Raw genomic sequence first — 18241 nt, 5'->3', positions numbered from 1 at the left:
TGGCCCGAGCGGCTGGCCGACGCGCGAGCGAGTTGGCCCGGGCGCGAAGAGTGGCAACTCGCCGGCCGGTCAGCGCTGCAGCGAGTTGATCTGGTCGACGAGGTCGGCGGCCAGTGACTTGATGGTCTCCAGGCCGGCCCGGCCCCACGGGCGTGGCTCGACGTCGACCACGCAGATCGTGCCGAGTGCGGTGCCGGTGCGGTCGATCAACGGCGCGCCGAGGTACGACCGGATGCCGATCTCGTCGACCACCGGGTTGCCCGCGAACCGCGGGTAATCGCAGACGTCGTCGAGGACCAGCGCCTTGCGGCGTACCACCACGTGCGGGCAGTAGCCGTGGTCGCGACTCATCACCCGGCCGGGCTGCGCGGTGCTGCCCGCCCCGGCGGGAGCGTCGGCGACATGCAGCCCGGCGAAATACTGCCGGTCCTCGCGGATGAAGTTCACCATCGCGTACGGGGCCCGGGTCACCTCGCCGATCCGGCGCGCGAACTCGTCGAACTCGGGGACCGGCTGCTCGCCCAGGCCGAGCTCGTGGAGCCGCTGCAGCCGCTTGGTGACCTCGGGGTCGACGGGGGTCAGGGGCTGGTGGCCGGAGAATTCATAAATCATGCGGGCGCTCCGTTGTCGAGGGATGGGCGGTCGGACAGCGCCGCGACCGGCGGGCTCGGCTCGTCGGCCCGGGTGTCGAGCAGATAGCGGATCAGGCTGATCAGCACGCCGACGGCGGACTTGCGGTCCCGGGCGTCACAGAAGATGACCGGGATCTGCGGCTTGAGGTCGAGCGCGCCGCGTATGTCGCCGGCGTCGTACCGGAAAGCGGTCTCGAACTGGTTCACCGCGACCAGGAAGTCGATCCCCCGGGACTCGAAGAAGTCCACGGCCGCGAAGCAGTCCTCGAGGCGCCGGGTGTCGGCCAGCACCACCGCACCCATCGCGCCGTTGCACAGCTCGTCCCACATGAACCAGAAGCGTTCCTGCCCGGGCGTGCCGAAGAGGTACAGCACGTAGTCGGCGCTGATCGTGATCCGGCCGAAGTCCATCGCGACGGTGGTCGTCGACTTGCGCTCCACACCGGAGAGATCGTCCGTGCCGACGCTCGCCATGGTGAGCAGTTCTTCGGTACGCAGCGGCGCGATCTCGCTGACCGCGCCGACGAACGTGGTCTTGCCGACGCCGAAACCGCCCGCGATGAGCAGTTTGAGCGCGGCCGGGAAATGCTCAGAGCCGTCGTTGTAGGGCATCGAGGATGGTCTCCAGTACCGCCGGGTTGGTGGCGTCGGCCAACGGGTCGGGCGCACGGGTGTCCACGGCACCGCAGTCGACGAGGTCGGAAAGCAGGATCTTGGTGACGACGGCGGGCAACCGCAGCCGGGCGGCGATCTCGGCGACCGAGGTCGCCTCGTCGCACAGGCCCAGCGCCAGTGCGTGGTCCGGGCCGAGCTGGTTGTGCACCGGCCGCCCGGTGGCGATCACCATCGACAGCAGCTCCATCCGCAGGGCGGGCTCGGTCCGGCCGTTGCTCACGGTGTACGGCCGGATCAGCCGCCCCGCGGCGTCGTCGAACCACTGCTCGTCGTCCGAGCCGGTCACGATCACCGGCCGGGAACCACGACCGGGAAGTCGGCCTCGTGCCGGGTGGGGGTGGCGAGGAACGGCCGGACGCTCTTCACGAGCTGTGCCATCTCGTACCCGAGCACGCCCGGGTCGGCCTGCTTGCCGGCGATCACCGCCAGCACCGCGCCGGAGCCGGCCGCCGACACGAACAGCAGCGAGTCGGCGAGCTCGGCCACCACCTGCCGAACCACCTCGCTGCCGCCGAACCGGACCCCGGCGCTGCGGGCCAGCGAGAACATGCCGGAGGCGACGGCGGCCAAGTGGTCGGCGCCGTCGGTGTCGAGCCCGTGGGCCGCCTTGCGTAGTCCGTCGGAGGATAGGAGCAGGGCGCTGCGGGTGTCCGGAACGCGGTCGACGAGCCCGGAGAGGAGCCAGACGAGGTCCTGCGACGGGCGTACCGGATCAATGCTCGACATGGGTGCCGAACCCTTCCTTCATCGGGGATGCGCTGGTCAGCCGTGGTAATCAGGGTGCTGCGGGTCGTCCGCCTCACCCATCGAGACGCCGTTCATGAACGACGCCATCAGGCCCGTGTCGTGCTCCCCGGCCGGATCCTGCGGAGGCCGTGGCGGACCCTGCTGGAGTTGCGGGGCCATGTGGGTTTGGCTGCGGCGGCGGGGGAGCGGGGGACGCCCGGCCATCGGCGGCACCATGGGCGACTGGGGTTGCTGGGGCAGGGCCGGGCGCTGTGCCGGCGGCTGGACCGGAGGCTGCTCCGCGACGTGCGGAGGCGTCTGCCGGGGCTGGTGGTCGCGTCGGCGGCCGTTGACGGCGTGCAGCCCGGTCTGGTTGCCGTTGACCGCGGGCGGGCCGATCTGGTTGCCGTTGGCTGAGTAGGGGGCGGGCTGGTTGCCGTTGGCCGGGTACGGACCGGCCTGGTTGCCGTTCACCGGATTGGGGCCTGTCAGGCTGCCGTTCACCGGGTTGGGACCGGCCTGGCTGCCGCGTACCGGGTTGGGACCGGCCAGGCTGCCGTTCACCGAGCGCGGGCCGGGCTGGCCGCCGTTGCGCCCGTCCAGGCCCGGCTGGCCGCCGTTGACCTGGGCCGGGCCGGGCCCGCTGCCGTTGACCGCGTCCAGGCTGGGCTGGCTGCCGTTGATCATCCGCGGGCGCGGGGTGCCGGTGGCCGGCTCGAACGCCGGCCAGCTGCCGTGCTGGGCGAACTCGATGGTGTGATCGGACAGGCTGTGTGGCCGGGCGGGGCGCTCGGGCTCCGGCTCCGGCTCGGACGCCGAGCCGAGCAGCACCTGCGGCAGAATGACGACGGCCTGCGTACCCCCGTAGATGTTGTTTTGCAGACGCACCAGAATGCCGTGCTGCCGGGCGATCATGGACACCACGAAGAGCCCGATCCGGCCGTCACGCAGCAGATCGTCGAGGTTGATGTCCTCGGGGTTGGTGAGCAACTGGTTGAGGCGGTCCTGGTCGGCGCGCTGGATGCCGAGCCCGCGGTCCTCGACCTCGATGGCCAGGCCGACCGCCACCTGCTCGACGCGCAGCACCACATTGGTCTGCGGCGGCGCGAACATGGTCGCGTTCTCGATCAGCTCGGCGACCAGGTGGATGACGCTGGCCACGGCGTGCCCGGGGATCGTGCCCTCGATCGGCGGCACCAGCTTGACCCGCGAATAGTGCTCCACCTCGGCGATTGCCGAGCGCAGCACCTCGGTCAGGGCGACCGGGCGGCTCCACTGCCGACGGGAGACCGACCCGCCCAGCACGGCCAGGTTTTCCGCGTGCCGCCGGATGCGGGTGGCCAGGTGGTCGACCTGGAACAGGCCCTTGAGCAGGTCGGGGTCCTCGACCTCGTTCTCCAGCGCGTCGAGCAGCTTGATCTCGCGATGCACCAGCGACTGCAGCCGCCGGGAGAGGTTGACGAAGACCTCGACCTGGCGGCCGGCGGCCTGGCTCTGCGCCGCGGCGGCCTTGGCCGGCCGGCCCTCGGCCTCGTGCAGGGACTGCTCCAGCTGGTCCAACTCGGACTGTGCGGCGGCCAGCTCGGCGTGCGCGCCGGCCAGCGCGGAGTTGGCCGCGACGGCGGCCACGCGCAGCTCGGTGGCCCGGCGGAAGGCCCGGCGGGCGAGTCGGATGGCGAACGCCGCCGCGATCAGGATGGAGGCGATCGCCACCAGGTAGGGCACGTAGAAGGTGGACTGCTCGGCCCGCCCGCGCAGGTAGCCCATCGTGACGGCGAACAGCGTCACCGCGGCCACCGACGGCAGCGCGATCAGCCAGATCAGCTGGCTGGGCAGGGGTTCGTGGTCGGATGCCGGAGCCACCGCCGGATGACCCCGTCGCTTGTCGGAAGGTGCTGTGTCGGGCATGTGCATCCTCATTCGACAGGGCAACTGGAAGAAGCGCGAAAATGTCCGGTTGTGGAGGCACGCTTACTGTAGTTCGCTATGAACGAATGTCCAGCTGGCCTTTCTCTGGATATGGGATGACCGGTTTGGCGTACCCATGTTGAACAGGTGTTTCTTGGTTTTGTTGGGGGGTCGGGGGCGGGGAGATTAGGGGATTAGGGGATCGCCGGGTGGTTGCTTGGGGGCGGTCCCCCAATTGCTATTAAGAATGGTGGGGATAAAGCTTTCTTGGGGGTACGCTCGGAGCGACGTAGAGTCGAGCTCATGACCGACAAGCCTGTCCTGGAACCCGGCCCCGACCACCCGATCACCGTCACGCCGAACGGCAACCGCGTCATCGTCACCGTCGCCGGCAAGGTGATCGCCGACACCCGCAGCGCGCTCACCCTGCAGGAGGCTGATTACCCGCCGGTGCAGTACGTGCCACTGACCGACGTCGACCAGTCCGCCCTTGAGCGGACCTCGACCGAGACCTACTGCCCCTACAAGGGCGACGCCAGCTACTACTCGATCACCGACGGCGGCGACAAGTCGGTCGACGCGGTGTGGGAATACCAGGACCCGCGTGACGCGGTGGCCGCCATCAAGGGGCATGTCGCGTTCTACCCCAGCCGTGTGGACAGCATCGACGTCGAGGCCGACGGCGACCGCGCCTGATCAGGAGCGGCGCGCGAGAGTGGGCGCGGCCTGGGGAAAGGCGCGGCTCGCGGGATTTCCGGCCCATTGGGTGACGGGCACGGCCCGGCAAGGACGGGGCGCGGCGCGGAGGTTCGGGGCGCGGTGCGGAGGTTCGGGGCGCGGTGCGGAGGTGAAGGCGCGACCCGGGAGGGCGTGGCGGGGAAGCGGCGTTACGGCCAGAGGATGTCGCGCTGCCAGGTTGAGTTGGGGCGGGTGTAGCGCAGGCGGGTGTGGCGGCGGCCGGCGTCGCCCTGCCAGAACTCGACCTCGGCTGGGCGCAGGGTGTGGAGGGTCCATTCGGGTACGACCAGGCTGGGCTGGTCGTCGAGGCGGTCGCGGGCCAGCTTGATCGCCCGGTCCAGGTCGGCCGGATCGTGCAGCACCTGGCTCTGCCGGCCGATCGACGCCTCCGCACGGGAGCCCGGCGGCCGGGCCAGGAAGTCGGCGGCACTGCGCTCGGGCGGCTCGGGAACTACCGGGCCTCGGACCCGCACCTGCCTCGCCCGCGCCGGCCAGTAGAAGGTCAGTGCTGCAGCCCTGTGCGCGGTCAGGTCGCGTCCCTTCGGGCTGGTGTCGTGCGCGGCGAACTGCCAGCCGTGCTCGTCGACGTTCTTGACGATGAGCACACGTGCCGCCGGGGCGCCGTCCGAGGCGGTCGTCGACAGTGTCATGGCGTGCGGTTCGCGTACCCCGGCCTCGACGGCCTCGACCAACCACTCGCGGAACAGATCGTCGGGTTTGTCCGGCGCGGCGTCGGGGTCGAAGCGCGGCAGCTCGCCGGCGAACACCGGCAGCGAGCGCAGGTAGGCGCGGAAGTCGGTCGTCACGGGAACCCCACGATCAGTCGCATCGGAGCGGCAAAGACGGGCAGGACGCTGAGGGCGCGGGCGGCGCGGGCGGCGCGGGCGCGGGCGGCGCGGGCGGTGCGGGCGCGGGCGGTGCGGGTGGCGTGGGCGGTGCGGGTGGCGTGGGCGGTGCTGGCGTGGGCGGTGCGTGGGCGAGGAACGCGGGAGTCGGTCGTCACGGGTGTCCGACGATCAGTCGCATTGAGCCGGTGAACTCGGGTTGGGTGCGGAAGGCGCCGTACCGGGCGTCCCAGGCGCCCGAGGCCAGATCGGCGCGCAACCGGTGGAGGCCGCGGTCGATGGCGGCGGGGTCGACGAAACCCCACGCGGACTGGGCGGCGCGCACCGCGGGGTCGAGGAACCTGTCCGGTCGCGCGTAATAGGCCTCGGTGAAACCGTCAGCACAATCTATCGGGATGGGTACGGGGCGGACCTCGGCGTGGCGGCCGATCGCGGCAGCGATGTCGCGGATCGCGGGGTAGCGGTGCCGCTCGGCGGTGATCAGCTCGGGAAAGTACGCGGCCAGCCAGTGTGTGTCGAGGGCGTCGCCGTCGAAGGTCAGCACCACCACGGGGCCGCGGGTGACCCGGCGCAGCTCGGCCAAACCCTTCGCGGTGTCCGCCCACTGGTGCACGGTGACCGAGGCCAGCGCCGCGTCGAAGGCGTTCTCGTCGAACGGCAGGGACTCGGCGGCCGCGTCGATCGCCGGGACCGCGCGGGGCGGGCGCTGGGCGCGCATCGCCGCGGACGGCTCGACCGCTACGACATGGCGGTCGACCGGCTCGTAGGAACCAGCGCCGGCGCCCACGTTGAGTACGGTCCGGGCGTCACCGAAGGCGGTGTGGACCAGGGCGGCGATCCGGGGATCGGGGCGCCGTCGTAGCGCGTACCCGTCGCCGTGGGTTTCGTAGTCGAAGTCTCCGGCCATGACCCCACCCTAGAAATCGCCGACCGCCCCATCGCCTGGTTCCCGGCCGGTGGGCTACGCGACAGCGGGCCGAAGGATGTCGCCAGTACGGTTTCCCGGTGACGCTGCTGCTGAAACTGGTGCTGGCGCCGCTGCTGGTGGTCGGCTCGTCGCTGGCCGGCCGGCGCTGGGGCGACCGCGTGGCCGGGATGCTGGCGGCGCTGCCGATCGTGGCCGGCCCGATTCTGCTGATCACCGCGCTGGAGCACGGGCCTGGGTTCGGTGCCGGGGCGGCGGCGGGGTCGCTGCTGGGCCTGGTGTCGCTGGCCGTCTTCGTGGTGTCCTTCGCCTACGCGGGGCGCCGCCTCGACTGGCTGCCGGCGCTGGCCGTGTCGTGGGCGACCACGATCGCGGTCGACATTCTGCTGTCCCGGTGGCCGTTCGATCCATACTGGACTGTCACCCTGGTGCTGGTTGTCGCCGTGGTGGCCGACCGTCTGGTCGGGCGGGTCGACGACGAGGTGACCGGGCCGGTCGGGGTGGCTCTGCCGTGGTGGGATCTGCCGGCCCGGGCGGCGGCCACGGCGGCGCTGGTGCTCACGGTGACCGGCGTCTCGGCCACGGTCGGGCCGGCGGTGACCGGCATCCTGGCGCCCTTCCCGATCGCGTCCAGCGTGATCGCCGCCTTCGTCCGCGCCCACCAGGGGCCGGCGGCGACGGTACGCACGCTGGCCGGCGTGACCCGGGGCCTGCCCGCCTTCGCCGCGTTCTCCTTCGTGCTGGCCGTCCTGCTCGTACCCCTCGGTGTCGCCGGCGCCTTCCTCGCCGCCGTCGCCGGAGCGATGGTCGTGCAGTTGGCCGGTCGGGTGCGATGAGCGGGCTGGTGGTCGGGGCGATGGTCGTGCGGTTGGCCGGTCGGGTGCGATGAGCGGGCTGGTGGTCGGGGCGATGGTCGTGCGGTTGGCCGGTCGGGTGCGATGATCGATCCGTGGCCGACGACGATCCGTGGTATGCGATGCCGGTGCTGGCCGGGCCATCCGTACGCCTCGAACCGCTGACCGTCGAGCACGCCGCCGGCTACCTCGCCGCCACGGGGACGCCGGCCGAGGCGGCCGAGATCTTCCGCTGGCAGAGCCCGGTCGGCGGGGTGCTGACCGTTCCGGCCACAGTGGAGGACGCGCGGCGGCACATCCTGGCCGCGCTGGCCGGCCGGGCCCGCGGGGTGCGGCTGCCCTACGCGCAGATCGACCCGGTGACCGGCCGGGTCGCCGGGACCACGTCGATCGCCGACCCCGACCCGCGCCAGCGCTCGTTGACCGTCGGCCACACCTGGCTGGGCCGGTCCTGGCAGGGCACCGGCTTCAACGCCGCCGCCAAGCTGCTCCTGCTGACCTACGCCTTCGAGACCCTGCGCACCGTACGCGTCTCGCTCGTCACCGACGTCCGCAACCTCCGGGCCCAGGCCGCGATCGAACGTCTCGGCGCGACCCGGGAGGGTGTCCTGCGCAAGCACCGCCGCCGCGCCGACGGCTCGTGGCGCGACACGGTCCTCTACGCGATCGTCGACGACGACTGGCCGCGCGTACGCGACGGGCTCACCCGTGCCTGACCAGCCGGCCGGTGTCACGGCCGCTCGGCGCCGGGCCGGGGAGCACGGGTTCGCGTACTCCTGTGACCCGGTCGTCGGACGTTTGCTCGCCACCCTGGCCGCCGCGGTGCCGCTCGACGGGCGGGTCCTGGAACTCGGCACGGGATTCGGCGTGGGCACGGCGTGGTTGTTTCACGGCCTGGCCGGTCGCGACGACGTCCGGCTGGTCACCGTCGACCGGGTGCTCTCATGGCGACCGCCGTTCGAGGTGCGGGTGGGTGACGCCGAGGCGCTGCTGCCGGGGCTCGGCACCTTCGACCTGATCTTCGCCGACGCCGAGGGCGGGAAGTGGTCCGGCCTCGACCTGACCCTGGACGCCCTGCGGCCCGGTGGTGTGCTGGTCGTCGACGACATGGATCCGGCTCGCTACACCGACCCCGCGCATGTCGCGGCCGTCGGCCTGGTCCGTGACACCCTCCACACCGACCCGCGCCTGGTCACGTGTGAGCTGGGCGCGGGCAGCGGCATCATGATCGCCACCCGCCGGCGGGCCGCGCTCAGGAGCGGCGGGTGACCGGGAGGGCGACGTCGTCTCGGGGGGGCGGGGCTCAGGAGCGGCGGATGACCAGGAGAGCGACGTCGTCGACCGGGGTCTCGGTGTCGATGGCCGCCACCACCGCGGCGCAGACCAGTTCGGCCGTCGGGGCCGGCCGCACGGCGGCGACCAGTGCGTCGAGGCCCTCGTCGATGACCTGGCCGCGCCGCTCGACCAGGCCGTCGGTGAAGCCGGCGAGCACCGCTCCGGGCGGCAGCGGCACTGTCGTCGAGCGGCGGGGCGAGCCGGTGATGCCGGCCGGCGGGTCGACCGGCACGTCGGCCAGGGCGGCGGGCCGGCCGGGGGCGGCCAGCACCGGCGGGAAGTGGCCGGCCAGCGAGACCATCACCCGGTCGCGCTCGGGCGCGATCATCGCGTAGAGGACTGTCGCCAGGCTGGCCGTCTCGAAGTGCCGGACCTTGCGATCGAGCAGGGTCAGTGCTTCCGCGGGGTCGTCGCTGATCAGCGCGTACGCCCGGAGCGCGCTGCGGATCCGCCCCATCACCACGGCCGCCTGCAAACCGTGGCCGGACACGTCGCCGATCACCACGCCGACCCACCCGGTCGGGAGGGTGAACACGTCGTACCAGTCGCCGCCGACGCCGAACTCGTGACCGGGCACGAACCGTGCGGCCAGGTCGAGGCCGGTCGGGCGGGGCAGGGTGGCCGGCAGGAGGCTGCGCTGCAGGGCCAGGGCGGCGGTCTGTTCGACCCGGTGCGCGCGGATCTCGCCGGCGGCGGCCGCACGGTCGGCCACCAGCTGCAGCAGCCGTACGTCGTCGTCGGTGAAGGTGCGTGGCGTGCAGCTGCCGACGTGCAGGACCCCGACCAGGTCGCCGCCGGCCATCATGGGCACGCCGAGCAGCGAGCGGACGCCCTTCTCGAGCAGCAGCGGGTTGATCACGTCGCTCGCGCCGACCTCGGACAGTGTGAGCGGGCGCCGGGTCGCCGCCACCTGGCCGGCGAAACCTTTGCCGACGGCCGTCCGGTATCCCTGGCGTACCTCGTCCTCGAGGCCTTTGGCCGCGGTCGCCACCAGCTGCTGGGCGTGCGGGTCGAGCAGGAGCAGGGCCACGGTGTCGGCTTCGAGCAGGTCACGGACCCGGTCGAGGAGTTCGTCGAGCAGGTCGGCGGCGTCGAGGTGGCTGAGCGCAGCGTCGGTCACTGCCTCCAGACGACGCAGCCGTTCCTCGGAGGCCCTGGTTTCGACATCCGCCACCAGGTCAGCCTATACAGGTACGCCGGGTGGGAAAGCCTCGCGAGTGCCTATTCCGGCGGGTGGGTACGCGTCGCGGCCGGTGGCCGGACGGCGTACCCGACCCGGCGGATCGGGGCTCAGCCCTGCGCGGGGATCTCAGCCGTCGCGACGATGGTGGCGCGGGCCAGGATGTGGCCGGTCATGGTGAATCCGAGGTACGCGTTGGAGCCCTCGGCCGGCACACCGATGTCGTCGGTGTCGAGGGCGTGGACGGTGATGAAGTAGCGGTGCGGCCCGTGCCCGGCGGGCGGGGCGGCGCCGATGAAGCGGGCCGTGCCGGCGTCGTTGCGCAGCTGGTAGGCGCCGTCGGGCAGGCCGGAGCCGTTGTCGTCGCCGGCGCCCTCGGGCAGCGACGTGACATCGGCCGGGATGTTGGCGACCGACCAGTGCCAGAAGCCGGACTGGGTCGGTGCGTCGGGGTCGTAGACGGTCACGGCGTAGCCGCGGGTGCCCTCGGGGGCGCCGTTCCAGGAGAGCTGGGGCGAGACGTCCCGGCCGCCGGGAACGCCGAACGCGCCGGACATCTGTGCTGCGGGGAACGGCTTGCCGTCTTCCACCGTCGTGCTGGTCACCGTGAAGCTGGGCACCTCGGGGAGGCGCTCGAACGGGTTGTTCTGGCTCATAATCGATGACCGTAGCAATAATCGATTATCTCGTCTAGGGTGACAGGCGTGACAGAGAAGACCGACCGGCTGTACCTGTCGCTGCGCACGGCCGTGCTGCACGGTGAGTTTGCCCCGCGGCAGGCGTTGAAACCCCAGGAGCTGGCCAATCGGCATGGCGTCAGCCTGGCCGTGGCCCGCGAGGCGCTGCTGCGACTGGTCGCCGACGGCCTGGCCGAGCGGCTGCCCAATAGGGGCTTCGCGGTGCCGGCCACCGGCGTCGAGCGGTGGCACCAGATCGCCGAGGCGCGGGCCGCCCTCGAGCCGATCATGCTGCGGCTGGCTGTCGAGCGCGGTGACCTGGAGTGGGAGGCGTCGGTGCGCGCGGCCCACCACCGCCTGGCCGGCACCCCGGTGGCCGAGGCGTCCGCCCCGGGCGTGATCAGCGAGGCCTGGTCCGAGGCGCACCGCCGCTTCCACCGCGCGCTGGTCGAGGGAAGCGGCAACGAGGTGCTGCTGGGCATCTTCGACCGGCTCCGCATCGACAGTGAGCTGGCCATGCGCTGGTCGGCCCGCAGCGGGCCGCATCGCGACGCCGCCGCCGAACACCTCGCGATCGAGGAGGCGACCCTGGCCCGGGACGCCGACCGGGCCGCCGATCTGCTGCGGGTGCACATCGACCGGACGGCCGAGACGCTCACCTCAGCGCCGGATCGGACGGTGCGTCCGGTTTGACCCGGCCGAACCCGGGAAAAATCGTTGTTCGTAGGCAAGCGTTTGCAAGGAGGCACCACCGATGCCCAACGCCGCCCCCGCCGACGAACGGCCCCGCAACACTCGCTCATCCGGGGAGCTGATGTCCGGTACGGCCTGGTACGGAACGAGGCGCGAGAGCCGGACGGCGACCACGCCGCCCCGGCCGACGGCCGTGACCACTGTGCCCGGCGAGTCCCGGGTGCCGGCCGCGGGTTAGGCCGCGACGGGCCTTTTATCCGGTCTGCGTAACTCGCGGAAACGCGCATACCCGCTCGCCGGTCGGGTAGTCGGCGCACTCAGGCCCGTTGAAGCACCAGGAGGCACCACCAGATGGACAGCTCGAAGCCGGCGCGAAAGATCAAGCAAGCCGTCGAGAAGGTGGTCGACGCGGCCGGCGACAAGATCCCCGGCTCGCCGGGCAGCGCCCCGGCGCCCCTGGAGGAGCCGACCACGCCGCACGAGCCGTTGCCGCCCAAGAACGAGCAGGGCACGCCGGATCCGCGTACGCCCACCGGCGCCGCGACCGGCCTCGACCCGACCACCCACTCCCAGCAGGGCGAATACCTGACCACGGCCGGTGGCACCCGGCTGCGCGACACCGACCACTCGCTCAAGGCCGGCCCCCGTGGCCCGATCCTGCTCCAGGACCACCACTTCCGCGAGAAGATCACCCACTTCGATCACGAGCGGATCCCCGAACGGGTGGTGCACGCCCGTGGCGCCGGCGCGCACGGCGTCTTTACCGGGTACGGCAACGCCGACGGGGTCAGCCGGGCCGGGTTCCTGGCCAAGGGCAAGGAGACCGACGTCTTCGTACGCTTCTCGACCGTGCTCGGCTCGCGCGGATCGGCCGACACCGCCCGTGACACCCGTGGCTTCGCCACCAAGTTCTACACCGACGAGGGTACGTTTGACCTGGTCGGCAACAACATCCCGGTGTTCTTCATCCAGGACGCGATCAAGTTCCCGGACATCATCCACGCTGGCAAGCCGCATCCCGACCGGGAGATCCCGCAGGCGCAGAGCGCGCACGACACCTTCTGGGACTTCGTGTCGCTGCACACCGAGGCCCAGCACCACACCATCTGGAACATGTCGGATCGCGGCATTCCCCGCTCGTACCGGATGATGGAAGGTTTTGGGGTTCACACCTTCCGGCTGGTGAACGCGGCCGGGGAGACGTCGCTGGCCAAGTTCCACTGGAAGCCCAAGCTCGGTGTGCACTCGCTGACCTGGGAGGAGGCGCAGCTGCTGGCCGGCATCGACCCCGATTACCACCGCCGCGACCTCTACGACGCCATCGAGGCCGGCGCCTACCCCGAGTGGGAGCTGGGCATCCAGGTCTTCCCGGACACGCCGGACGAGACCTTCGCCGGCATCGACCTGCTCGACCCGACCAAGATGGTGCCGGAGGAGCTGGCGCCGGTGCAGCGGGTCGGCAAGCTGGTGCTGAACCGTACGCCCACCAACTTCTTCGCCGAGACCGAGCAGGTCGCCTTCCACCTGGGCAACCTCCCGCCCGGCATCGACGTCACCAACGACCCGCTGCTGCAGGGCCGCCTGTTCTCGTACGTGGACACCCAGCTCACCCGGCTGGCCGGCCCGAACTTCCAGCAGATCCCGATCAACCGCCCGCACGCGCCGGTCAACGACATGCTCCGCGACGGCTTCCACCAGCAGGCCGTGCACGGCGGCGTGGCACCGTACCGGCCGAACTCGCTGGACGGCGGCAACCCGTTTCCGACCACCGAGGACTCCTTCGAGGACATCCCGGTGACCGTGGCCGAGGCGCCGAAGATCCGGGCCAACCCGGTCACCTTCGACGACCACTACAGCCAGGTGCGGCTGTTCTGGGCCAGCATGACGCCGGTCGAGAAGGACCACATCGTGCAGGCGTACACGTTCGAGCTGGGTAAGTGCTACGAGCAGGCGATCAAGGAACGTCAGCTGCAATGCCTGGCCAACATCGACCCGGTGCTGGTCGAGAAGGTGGCGACCGGTCTCGGCCGGCCGGTGCCGTCGCCGGCCCTCGACCCGGCGACGGTCGAGCCCAGCCCGGCGCTGTCCCAGCTCGGCGGCGAGTGGCCGCCGGACGGCCGGATCATCGGCATCGTCGTCGACCCGGACGCGATCGACGGCGACCTCGACGAGGTGCGGGACGCCGTCTTCGCCGCCGGCATGGTGCCGCTGCTGATCGCCCCGCACGGCGGCATGATCGGCGACCGGCCGGTGCAGCGGACCTTCGCCACGGCGCGGTCGGTCGAGTTCGACGCCCTGCTGTTGGCCGGCGCCCCGGTTCCCGCCCCCGACGCGGTGCCCGGCCTGGACGCCAAGGCCGGCGTCGCGTCGGTTGTCGACCCGCGGGTGCGCCTGCTGGTCGAGGAGTGCTGGCGGCACGCCAAGGCGATCGCCGCCTGGGGTGCCGGCGCCTCGGTGCTGACCGAGGTCGGCGCCGCCGGTCCGGGCGTGGTCACGGCCGAGTCCGGTGGCGAGGCCTTCGCCGCGGCCTCCCAGCTGCTGGCCACCCACCGCGTCTGGGACCGCTTCCCAGCCTGACGCGCCCAAGGCGGCATCCAGGCCCTGGATGCCGCCTTTCCCCGAATGCCCCCTCAACGATCCGTGGATGGCGGCCCGGACCGGCGCCGACGACGAGAGCGACGGCGACGGCGACGCTCCGGGGGTCGCGCCGCCGGATCGCAGGACCGCGAATACGGCCACGGCGGCCAGGACCACCAGGGCGACGATCGCGACCACAGCCACCGGCCACCGTGGCGCTTCGGGGCTCTCGGCCACAACCGGGTCGGTGGGTGCCGGCGCCGCCGTCGTGACCCCGGCCAGGAGCGTGCGGGTCTGCTCGGCGGTAAGGCGCTTGGCCGGGTCTTTGGCCAGCAGTCCCTTGAGGACCGGCCAGAGCCGGCCCGCGTCTGGCGGCGGCGTGGGCTTCGCGGTCAGGATCGCGGCGATCGTCGCGCCGGTGTCGTCGCGCTGGAACGGCGACCGGCCGGTCACCGCCGCGTACAAGGTCACGCCCAGCGCCCACAGGTCGGTGGCGGCGGTCGCCGGCCGGCCGTTCAGGCGTTCCGGTGCCATGTAGGCGGGCGAGCCCACCAGCTGCCCGGTGCGGGTGAGGGCGGTGGCGTCGTCGATGGTGGCGATGCCGAAGTCGGTCAGTACCGCGAGGTCGTCCTCGCCCAGCAGGATGTTCGCCGGTTTGACGTCGCGGTGCAGGATGCCGCCGCGGTGCGCGGCGTGCAGGGCGGCCAGGACACGCAACCCGATCTCGGCCGTACGCCGCTCGGTCAGCCGGCCCCCGGCCCTGATCGCATCGGCCAGCGACCCGCCGCCGACCAGCTCCATCACGATCCAGGGCCGGTCGTCCTCGGTCACCACGTCGTGGACGGTGACGATGCCGGGATGCTTGAGCCGGGCCGCCGCCTGGGCCTCGCGCAGGGCCCGCTTGACGATCGGGTCGTCGTCGCCGGAGTGCGGCCGCCGGATCTCCTTGATCGCGACGGGCCGGTCCAGCAGCGCGTCGTGCGCCTGCCAGACCGTGCCCATGCCGCCGCTGCCCAGCCGCCGCAGCAGCCGGTAGCGGCCGGCGACGACCCGTTCGTCCACACCGGAAATCTACCGGGCCGGGAGCACCTGCTCGGCCAGCCAGTGCGCGACCCCGTCCGGGAACGGCGGCGCCACGCTGAGAACGAAGTGCTCGAAGCCGGCGTCGGCGGCGGCGTCGATCGCGTCGCGGGTGTCGGCCGGGCGGTCGTACGCGACCGGCAGGTGCATCGAGCGGGTGATCGCCGCCGGGTCCCGCCCGATCTCGGCGCAGTAGCGGTCGAGCAACGCGCTGCGGCCGATCGCGTCGTCGAGGTCGCCGCCCGGGATGTTCCATACGTCGGCGTGCTCGGCCGCCACCCGCAGTGTGGCGGCGGAACGGCCGCCGATCACGATCGGTGGGTACGGTCGCTGCACCGGCTTCGGGTTGCCGAACGCGCCACGCAGTTTCACGTGCGTACCCTCGAAGTCAAAGGGTTTGTCCTCTGTCCACAGCCGACGGATGACCGTGCACGCCTCGGCCAGGCCGGCCACCGAGTCCGCGAAGTCGTCGTAGGGCAGCCCGTGGGCGTCGTATTCCCGCCGGGCCAGTGGGTGACTCGGCCGTGAGCCGGCGCCGATCCCGAAATCCAGCCGGCCGTCCGCGACGATGTCGACCGTGGTGGCGATCTTGGCCAGCACGGCCGGCGGCCGGAAGCGGTTGCTGGTGACCAGCAGGCCGACGCGTAGGCGCCGGGTCTGTGCGGCGAGGGCCGAGAGCAGAGTCCATCCCTCGTACGCCGGACCGTCCGGATCGCCGCCGATCGGCATCAGGTGGTCGAAGAGCCAGGCGTGCCCGATCGCCGGCACCTCGTCGGCCTCCCGCCACACCCGCAGCATGTCCTGGTAGCCGACGTTCATCGGCGCGGTCATGATCCCGAAGCTGAGCATGGTCATCGCCGCCGCAGGGACGGGTCGAGCAGGGCCGGCGTCGCGTCCATCTTCTCGTCCGGCGCCAGGTCGACCCCGGGCCGCACGATGGCGTCGATCGCGTCGAGCACGTCGGCCGACAGCACGGTGTCGGCCGCGGCGAGCTGCGACGCCAGGTGGTCCAGAGTCCGCGGCCCGATGATCGCGCTGGTCACGGCCGGGTGCGCGGTGACGAAACCGAGCGCCAGCTGGATCAGCGTCAGGCCGGCCCGCTCGGCCACCGGCACCAGCTGCTCGATCGCCTCCAGCTTGGCCCGGTTGCTCGGTGTCGTGGTGTCGAAGCGCGCGGCCATGACCGCCGACCGGTTGGTGGTGATCTCCTCCCCGTCCCGGATGGCGCCGCTGAGCCAGCCGCCGTTCAGTGGCGAGTAGACGAGTACGCCGAGCCCGTGGTCCTGCGCGACCGGCAGGACGTGGGCCTCGGCGCCGCGTTGCAGGATCGAGTAGGTGGGCTGCTCGGTGACGTACCGGCCGAGGTGATGCTCGCGGGCTGCCCACTGCGCCTGGACGGTGCGGTAGGCCGGGAAGGCCGACGAGCCGAAGTACCGGATCTTGCCGGCCCGCCGCAGGTCGGTGAGCGCCGACAGGGTCTCCTCGTCGCTGGTGCGCGGGTCCCACCGGTGCATCTGGTAGAGGTCGATGTGGTCGACGCCGAGCCGGCGCAGGCTGTCGTCCAGCGCCCGGACCAACCAGCGCGTGGAGTTGCCCTGGTGGTTGGGGTCGTCGCTCATCGGCAGGCCGGCCTTCGTGGCCAGGATGACGTCGTCGCGGCGCCCGGCGATGGCCTTGCCGACCATCTCCTCGGACTCGCCGCGGCCGTACCAGTCGGCGGTGTCGATCAGGTTGACGCCCGCGTCCAGGGCGGTGCCGACGATGGCGTCGACGTCGTCCTGGCTGGTGCGGCCGAGGCCGCCGAAGTTCATCGCGCCGAGTACGAGGTTGCTCACCTGCACGCCGGTGCGGCCAAGGGTGCGGTATCGCATGGGGTGTCCTATCCTTGGAAAGCCGAAGCGGAACACGGTTCCGTTGCCATCATACGGAACCGTGTTCCGTTTGCAATGTGTGGGAGGTAACAGCGCGGTGGTGGAGACGCGGAAGCGTGCCGATGCGCGGCGCAACGAGGAGGTCCTGCTGGATGCGGCGGCCACGGCCTTCACGGCCTCGGGCGTCGACGTGGCCGTACGCGACATCGCCGCCCGGGCCGGCGTCGGCGTGGCCACCATCTACCGCCACTTCCCGACCCGCGCCGACCTGATCATCGCCGTCTACCGCCACCAGGTGGAGGCGTGCGCCGCGGCCGGTCCGGTCCTGCTGGCCTCGTCCGAATCCCCGCACGAGGCCCTGGGCCGGTGGGTCCACCAGTTCGTCGACTTCCTGGTCACCAAGCATGGCCTGGCCCACGCCCTGCGATCCGACGACGCGGCGTTCCAGCGCCTGCACGCCTACTTCATCGACCGCCTGGTGCCGGTCTGCGCCCAACTGCTCGAGGCCGCCGGCGCGGCCGGCGAGATCCCCGCCGGCGAGGACGCGCTCCAGCTCATGCGCGGCATCGGCAACCTGTGCATCGGCGCCGAGAACGACCCCCGCTACGACGCGCGCCACCTCGTCGACCTGGTCATCGCCGGACTGGCGGCGAGCCGATGACCATCACCTCGTACGACGTGGAGCCGACCGGCCCGTACGCGATCACCACCGGCCCCGACGCCGCGCTCTGGCTGACCCTGGTCCACGGCGGGCGCATCGCCCGCCTGACCCTCGACGGCGACGTCACCGTCCATGATCTGGACGCCCCCGAATGCGGCCCGTCCCAGATCACCACCGGCCCCGACGGCGCCCTGTGGTTCACCCGCAACCGCGACAACCGCATCGGCCGCATCACCCCCGCCGGCGCGGCCACCTCCTACCCGGTTCCCGCCGGCGGCCCGTTCGGCCTGACCGCGGGCCTCGACGGCGCCCTCTGGTTCACCCTCATGAACACTGATGCGATCGGCCGCCTCGACCTCGACGGCGAGGTCACCGAGTTCCCGCTGCCGTCCCGCGGCGCCTTCCCGTCGATGATCGTCCCCGGCCCCGACGGCGCCCTGTGGTTCACCCTCAACCAGGGCAACGCCCTCGGCCGCATCACCCTCGACGGCAAAATCGACCTCCATCCACTGCCGACGGCCGGCGGCGCTCCCGTCGGCATCACGGCCGACGCCGAGTCCCTCTGGTTCGTGGAGATCGGCGCCGGCCAGATCGGCCGCCTGACCCCCGGCGGCGCCATCGAGGAGTTCCCCCTGCCCGACCGCGCCGCCCGCCCGCACGCGATCGCCGCCGACCCGTCCGGCGGCTGCTGGTTCACCGAGTGGTCGGCCGGCCGCATCGGCCACATCACCCCCGACGGCGCCGTCTCGCACCACGACCTGCCGGTCCCGAACTCCGAGCCGCACGGGCTGACGGTCGGCCCGGACGGCGCGGTGTGGGTCGCGCTGGAGATCGGAACGGTCGCCCGCCTCGGTTAGGCCGTGC

The 18241-nt window shown here is 72.0% G+C and carries 21 protein-coding genes and 1 pseudogene; 9 read left to right on the top strand and 13 right to left on the bottom strand.

Annotation, left to right across the window (positions count from 1 at the left end):
- Nucleotides 1–69 precede the first annotated feature (69 nt).
- The 5 genes from ACGFIO_RS31285 to ACGFIO_RS31265 are packed head-to-tail and all read right to left on the bottom strand — an operon-like array spanning nucleotide 70 to nucleotide 3896.
- The gene (locus ACGFIO_RS31285; protein ID WP_392831498.1) at nucleotides 70–612 is read right to left on the bottom strand and encodes a GAF domain-containing protein; all 543 of its coding nucleotides are present in this window, start codon (nucleotides 610–612) and stop codon (nucleotides 70–72) included.
- On the bottom strand, nucleotides 609–1244 hold the full coding sequence (locus ACGFIO_RS31280) for an ATP/GTP-binding protein (RefSeq protein WP_392831496.1): 636 nt from the start codon (nucleotides 1242–1244) through the stop codon (nucleotides 609–611). The genes ACGFIO_RS31285 and ACGFIO_RS31280 overlap by 4 nt, the downstream gene beginning before the upstream one ends.
- A complete protein-coding gene (locus ACGFIO_RS31275; RefSeq protein WP_392831493.1) occupies nucleotides 1222–1599 on the bottom strand; it encodes a DUF742 domain-containing protein in 378 nt (125 codons plus the stop codon). The genes ACGFIO_RS31280 and ACGFIO_RS31275 overlap by 23 nt, the downstream gene beginning before the upstream one ends.
- Nucleotides 1596–2033, bottom strand: a complete 438-nt coding sequence (locus ACGFIO_RS31270; RefSeq protein ID WP_392831491.1) for a roadblock/LC7 domain-containing protein — start codon at nucleotides 2031–2033, stop codon at nucleotides 1596–1598. Before ACGFIO_RS31270 ends, ACGFIO_RS31275 begins: the two co-directional genes overlap by 4 nt.
- A 36-nt stretch (nucleotides 2034–2069) precedes the next feature.
- Complete coding sequence (locus ACGFIO_RS31265) at nucleotides 2070–3896, bottom strand: ATP-binding protein (RefSeq protein WP_392831488.1); 1827 nt, start codon at nucleotides 3894–3896, stop codon at nucleotides 2070–2072.
- A 348-nt stretch (nucleotides 3897–4244) separates the two neighbouring features.
- Between ACGFIO_RS31265 and ACGFIO_RS31260 the strand changes: the two genes are divergently transcribed.
- Entirely contained in the window at nucleotides 4245–4637 is a 393-nt protein-coding gene (locus ACGFIO_RS31260; RefSeq protein WP_392831485.1) for a DUF427 domain-containing protein, read from the top strand.
- 191 nt (nucleotides 4638–4828) lie between these two features.
- Here ACGFIO_RS31260 and ACGFIO_RS31255 read toward each other — a convergent pair whose 3' ends face one another.
- The 3 genes from ACGFIO_RS31255 to ACGFIO_RS31245 are packed head-to-tail and all read right to left on the bottom strand — an operon-like array spanning nucleotide 4829 to nucleotide 6431.
- Nucleotides 4829–5485 carry a pyridoxal 5'-phosphate synthase gene (locus ACGFIO_RS31255; RefSeq protein ID WP_392831483.1) on the bottom strand — a complete coding sequence of 219 codons (657 nt, stop codon included), beginning with the start codon at nucleotides 5483–5485 and terminating at the stop codon, nucleotides 4829–4831.
- Entirely contained in the window at nucleotides 5482–5682 is a 201-nt protein-coding gene (locus ACGFIO_RS31250) for a hypothetical protein (protein WP_392831480.1), read from the bottom strand. Before ACGFIO_RS31250 ends, ACGFIO_RS31255 begins: the two co-directional genes overlap by 4 nt.
- Nucleotides 5679–6431, bottom strand: a complete 753-nt coding sequence (locus ACGFIO_RS31245; RefSeq protein ID WP_392831477.1) for a class I SAM-dependent methyltransferase — start codon at nucleotides 6429–6431, stop codon at nucleotides 5679–5681. The genes ACGFIO_RS31250 and ACGFIO_RS31245 overlap by 4 nt, the downstream gene beginning before the upstream one ends.
- 98 nt (nucleotides 6432–6529) lie before the next feature.
- Here ACGFIO_RS31245 and ACGFIO_RS31240 point away from each other — a divergent pair, with 98 nt between their 5' ends.
- From ACGFIO_RS31240 to ACGFIO_RS31230, 3 genes are all read left to right on the top strand, one after another.
- The gene (locus ACGFIO_RS31240) at nucleotides 6530–7285 is read left to right on the top strand and encodes a hypothetical protein (RefSeq protein ID WP_392831475.1); all 756 of its coding nucleotides are present in this window, start codon (nucleotides 6530–6532) and stop codon (nucleotides 7283–7285) included.
- A 113-nt stretch (nucleotides 7286–7398) separates the two neighbouring features.
- Nucleotides 7399–8019 carry a GNAT family N-acetyltransferase gene (locus ACGFIO_RS31235; RefSeq protein ID WP_392831472.1) on the top strand — a complete coding sequence of 207 codons (621 nt, stop codon included), beginning with the start codon at nucleotides 7399–7401 and terminating at the stop codon, nucleotides 8017–8019.
- Nucleotides 8012–8572, top strand: coding sequence for an O-methyltransferase (locus ACGFIO_RS31230; RefSeq protein ID WP_392831471.1), 561 nt, complete (start codon nucleotides 8012–8014; stop codon nucleotides 8570–8572). Before ACGFIO_RS31235 ends, ACGFIO_RS31230 begins: the two co-directional genes overlap by 8 nt.
- A gap of 34 nt (nucleotides 8573–8606) precedes the next feature.
- Here the strand turns inward: ACGFIO_RS31230 and ACGFIO_RS31225 are convergent, their stop codons facing one another.
- Together ACGFIO_RS31225 and ACGFIO_RS31220 are read right to left on the bottom strand one after the other, a co-directional pair.
- Nucleotides 8607–9812, bottom strand: coding sequence for a PP2C family protein-serine/threonine phosphatase (locus ACGFIO_RS31225; protein WP_392831469.1), 1206 nt, complete (start codon nucleotides 9810–9812; stop codon nucleotides 8607–8609).
- A 116-nt stretch (nucleotides 9813–9928) separates the two neighbouring features.
- The gene (locus tag ACGFIO_RS31220; protein WP_392831468.1) at nucleotides 9929–10474 is read right to left on the bottom strand and encodes a YbhB/YbcL family Raf kinase inhibitor-like protein; all 546 of its coding nucleotides are present in this window, start codon (nucleotides 10472–10474) and stop codon (nucleotides 9929–9931) included.
- Between the two features lie 48 nt (nucleotides 10475–10522).
- Between ACGFIO_RS31220 and ACGFIO_RS31215 the strand changes: the two genes are divergently transcribed.
- The 3 genes from ACGFIO_RS31215 to ACGFIO_RS31205 all read left to right on the top strand — a co-directional run bounded on the left by ACGFIO_RS31215 (nucleotide 10523) and on the right by ACGFIO_RS31205 (nucleotide 13765).
- On the top strand, nucleotides 10523–11188 hold the full coding sequence (locus ACGFIO_RS31215) for a GntR family transcriptional regulator (RefSeq protein ID WP_392831466.1): 666 nt from the start codon (nucleotides 10523–10525) through the stop codon (nucleotides 11186–11188).
- Nucleotides 11189–11249: 61 nt separating this feature from the next.
- Nucleotides 11250–11426 carry a hypothetical protein gene (locus tag ACGFIO_RS31210; protein ID WP_392831464.1) on the top strand — a complete coding sequence of 59 codons (177 nt, stop codon included), beginning with the start codon at nucleotides 11250–11252 and terminating at the stop codon, nucleotides 11424–11426.
- 113 nt (nucleotides 11427–11539) lie between these two features.
- Nucleotides 11540–13765, top strand: coding sequence for a catalase (locus ACGFIO_RS31205; protein ID WP_392831462.1), 2226 nt, complete (start codon nucleotides 11540–11542; stop codon nucleotides 13763–13765).
- A gap of 351 nt (nucleotides 13766–14116) precedes the next feature.
- On the opposite strand, the pseudogene ACGFIO_RS31200 reads toward ACGFIO_RS31205, so the two are convergent.
- The 3 genes and pseudogenes from ACGFIO_RS31200 to ACGFIO_RS31190 form a co-directional block, all read right to left on the bottom strand.
- A pseudogene (locus tag ACGFIO_RS31200) lies at nucleotides 14117–14767 on the bottom strand (serine/threonine-protein kinase); the annotation flags it as partial.
- A gap of 69 nt (nucleotides 14768–14836) precedes the next feature.
- Nucleotides 14837–15676 carry an LLM class flavin-dependent oxidoreductase gene (locus ACGFIO_RS31195; protein ID WP_392831460.1) on the bottom strand — a complete coding sequence of 280 codons (840 nt, stop codon included), beginning with the start codon at nucleotides 15674–15676 and terminating at the stop codon, nucleotides 14837–14839.
- Between the two features lie 20 nt (nucleotides 15677–15696).
- The gene (locus ACGFIO_RS31190; RefSeq protein ID WP_392831457.1) at nucleotides 15697–16716 is read right to left on the bottom strand and encodes an aldo/keto reductase; all 1020 of its coding nucleotides are present in this window, start codon (nucleotides 16714–16716) and stop codon (nucleotides 15697–15699) included.
- 100 nt (nucleotides 16717–16816) lie between these two features.
- Here ACGFIO_RS31190 and ACGFIO_RS31185 point away from each other — a divergent pair, with 100 nt between their 5' ends.
- Together ACGFIO_RS31185 and ACGFIO_RS31180 are read left to right on the top strand one after the other, a co-directional pair.
- Nucleotides 16817–17377, top strand: a complete 561-nt coding sequence (locus ACGFIO_RS31185; RefSeq protein WP_392831455.1) for a TetR/AcrR family transcriptional regulator — start codon at nucleotides 16817–16819, stop codon at nucleotides 17375–17377.
- Complete coding sequence (locus tag ACGFIO_RS31180) at nucleotides 17374–18234, top strand: virginiamycin B lyase (RefSeq protein ID WP_392831452.1); 861 nt, start codon at nucleotides 17374–17376, stop codon at nucleotides 18232–18234. Before ACGFIO_RS31185 ends, ACGFIO_RS31180 begins: the two co-directional genes overlap by 4 nt.
- Nucleotides 18235–18241 lie beyond the last annotated feature (7 nt).

It is taken from the genome of Actinoplanes sp. NPDC049265 (assembly GCF_043197135.1).
In the GTDB taxonomy this organism is placed as follows: domain Bacteria; phylum Actinomycetota; class Actinomycetes; order Mycobacteriales; family Micromonosporaceae; genus Actinoplanes.
The sequence above is the reverse complement of the archived record's forward strand: the minus strand, read 5'-3'. Positions and strand labels throughout refer to the sequence as shown.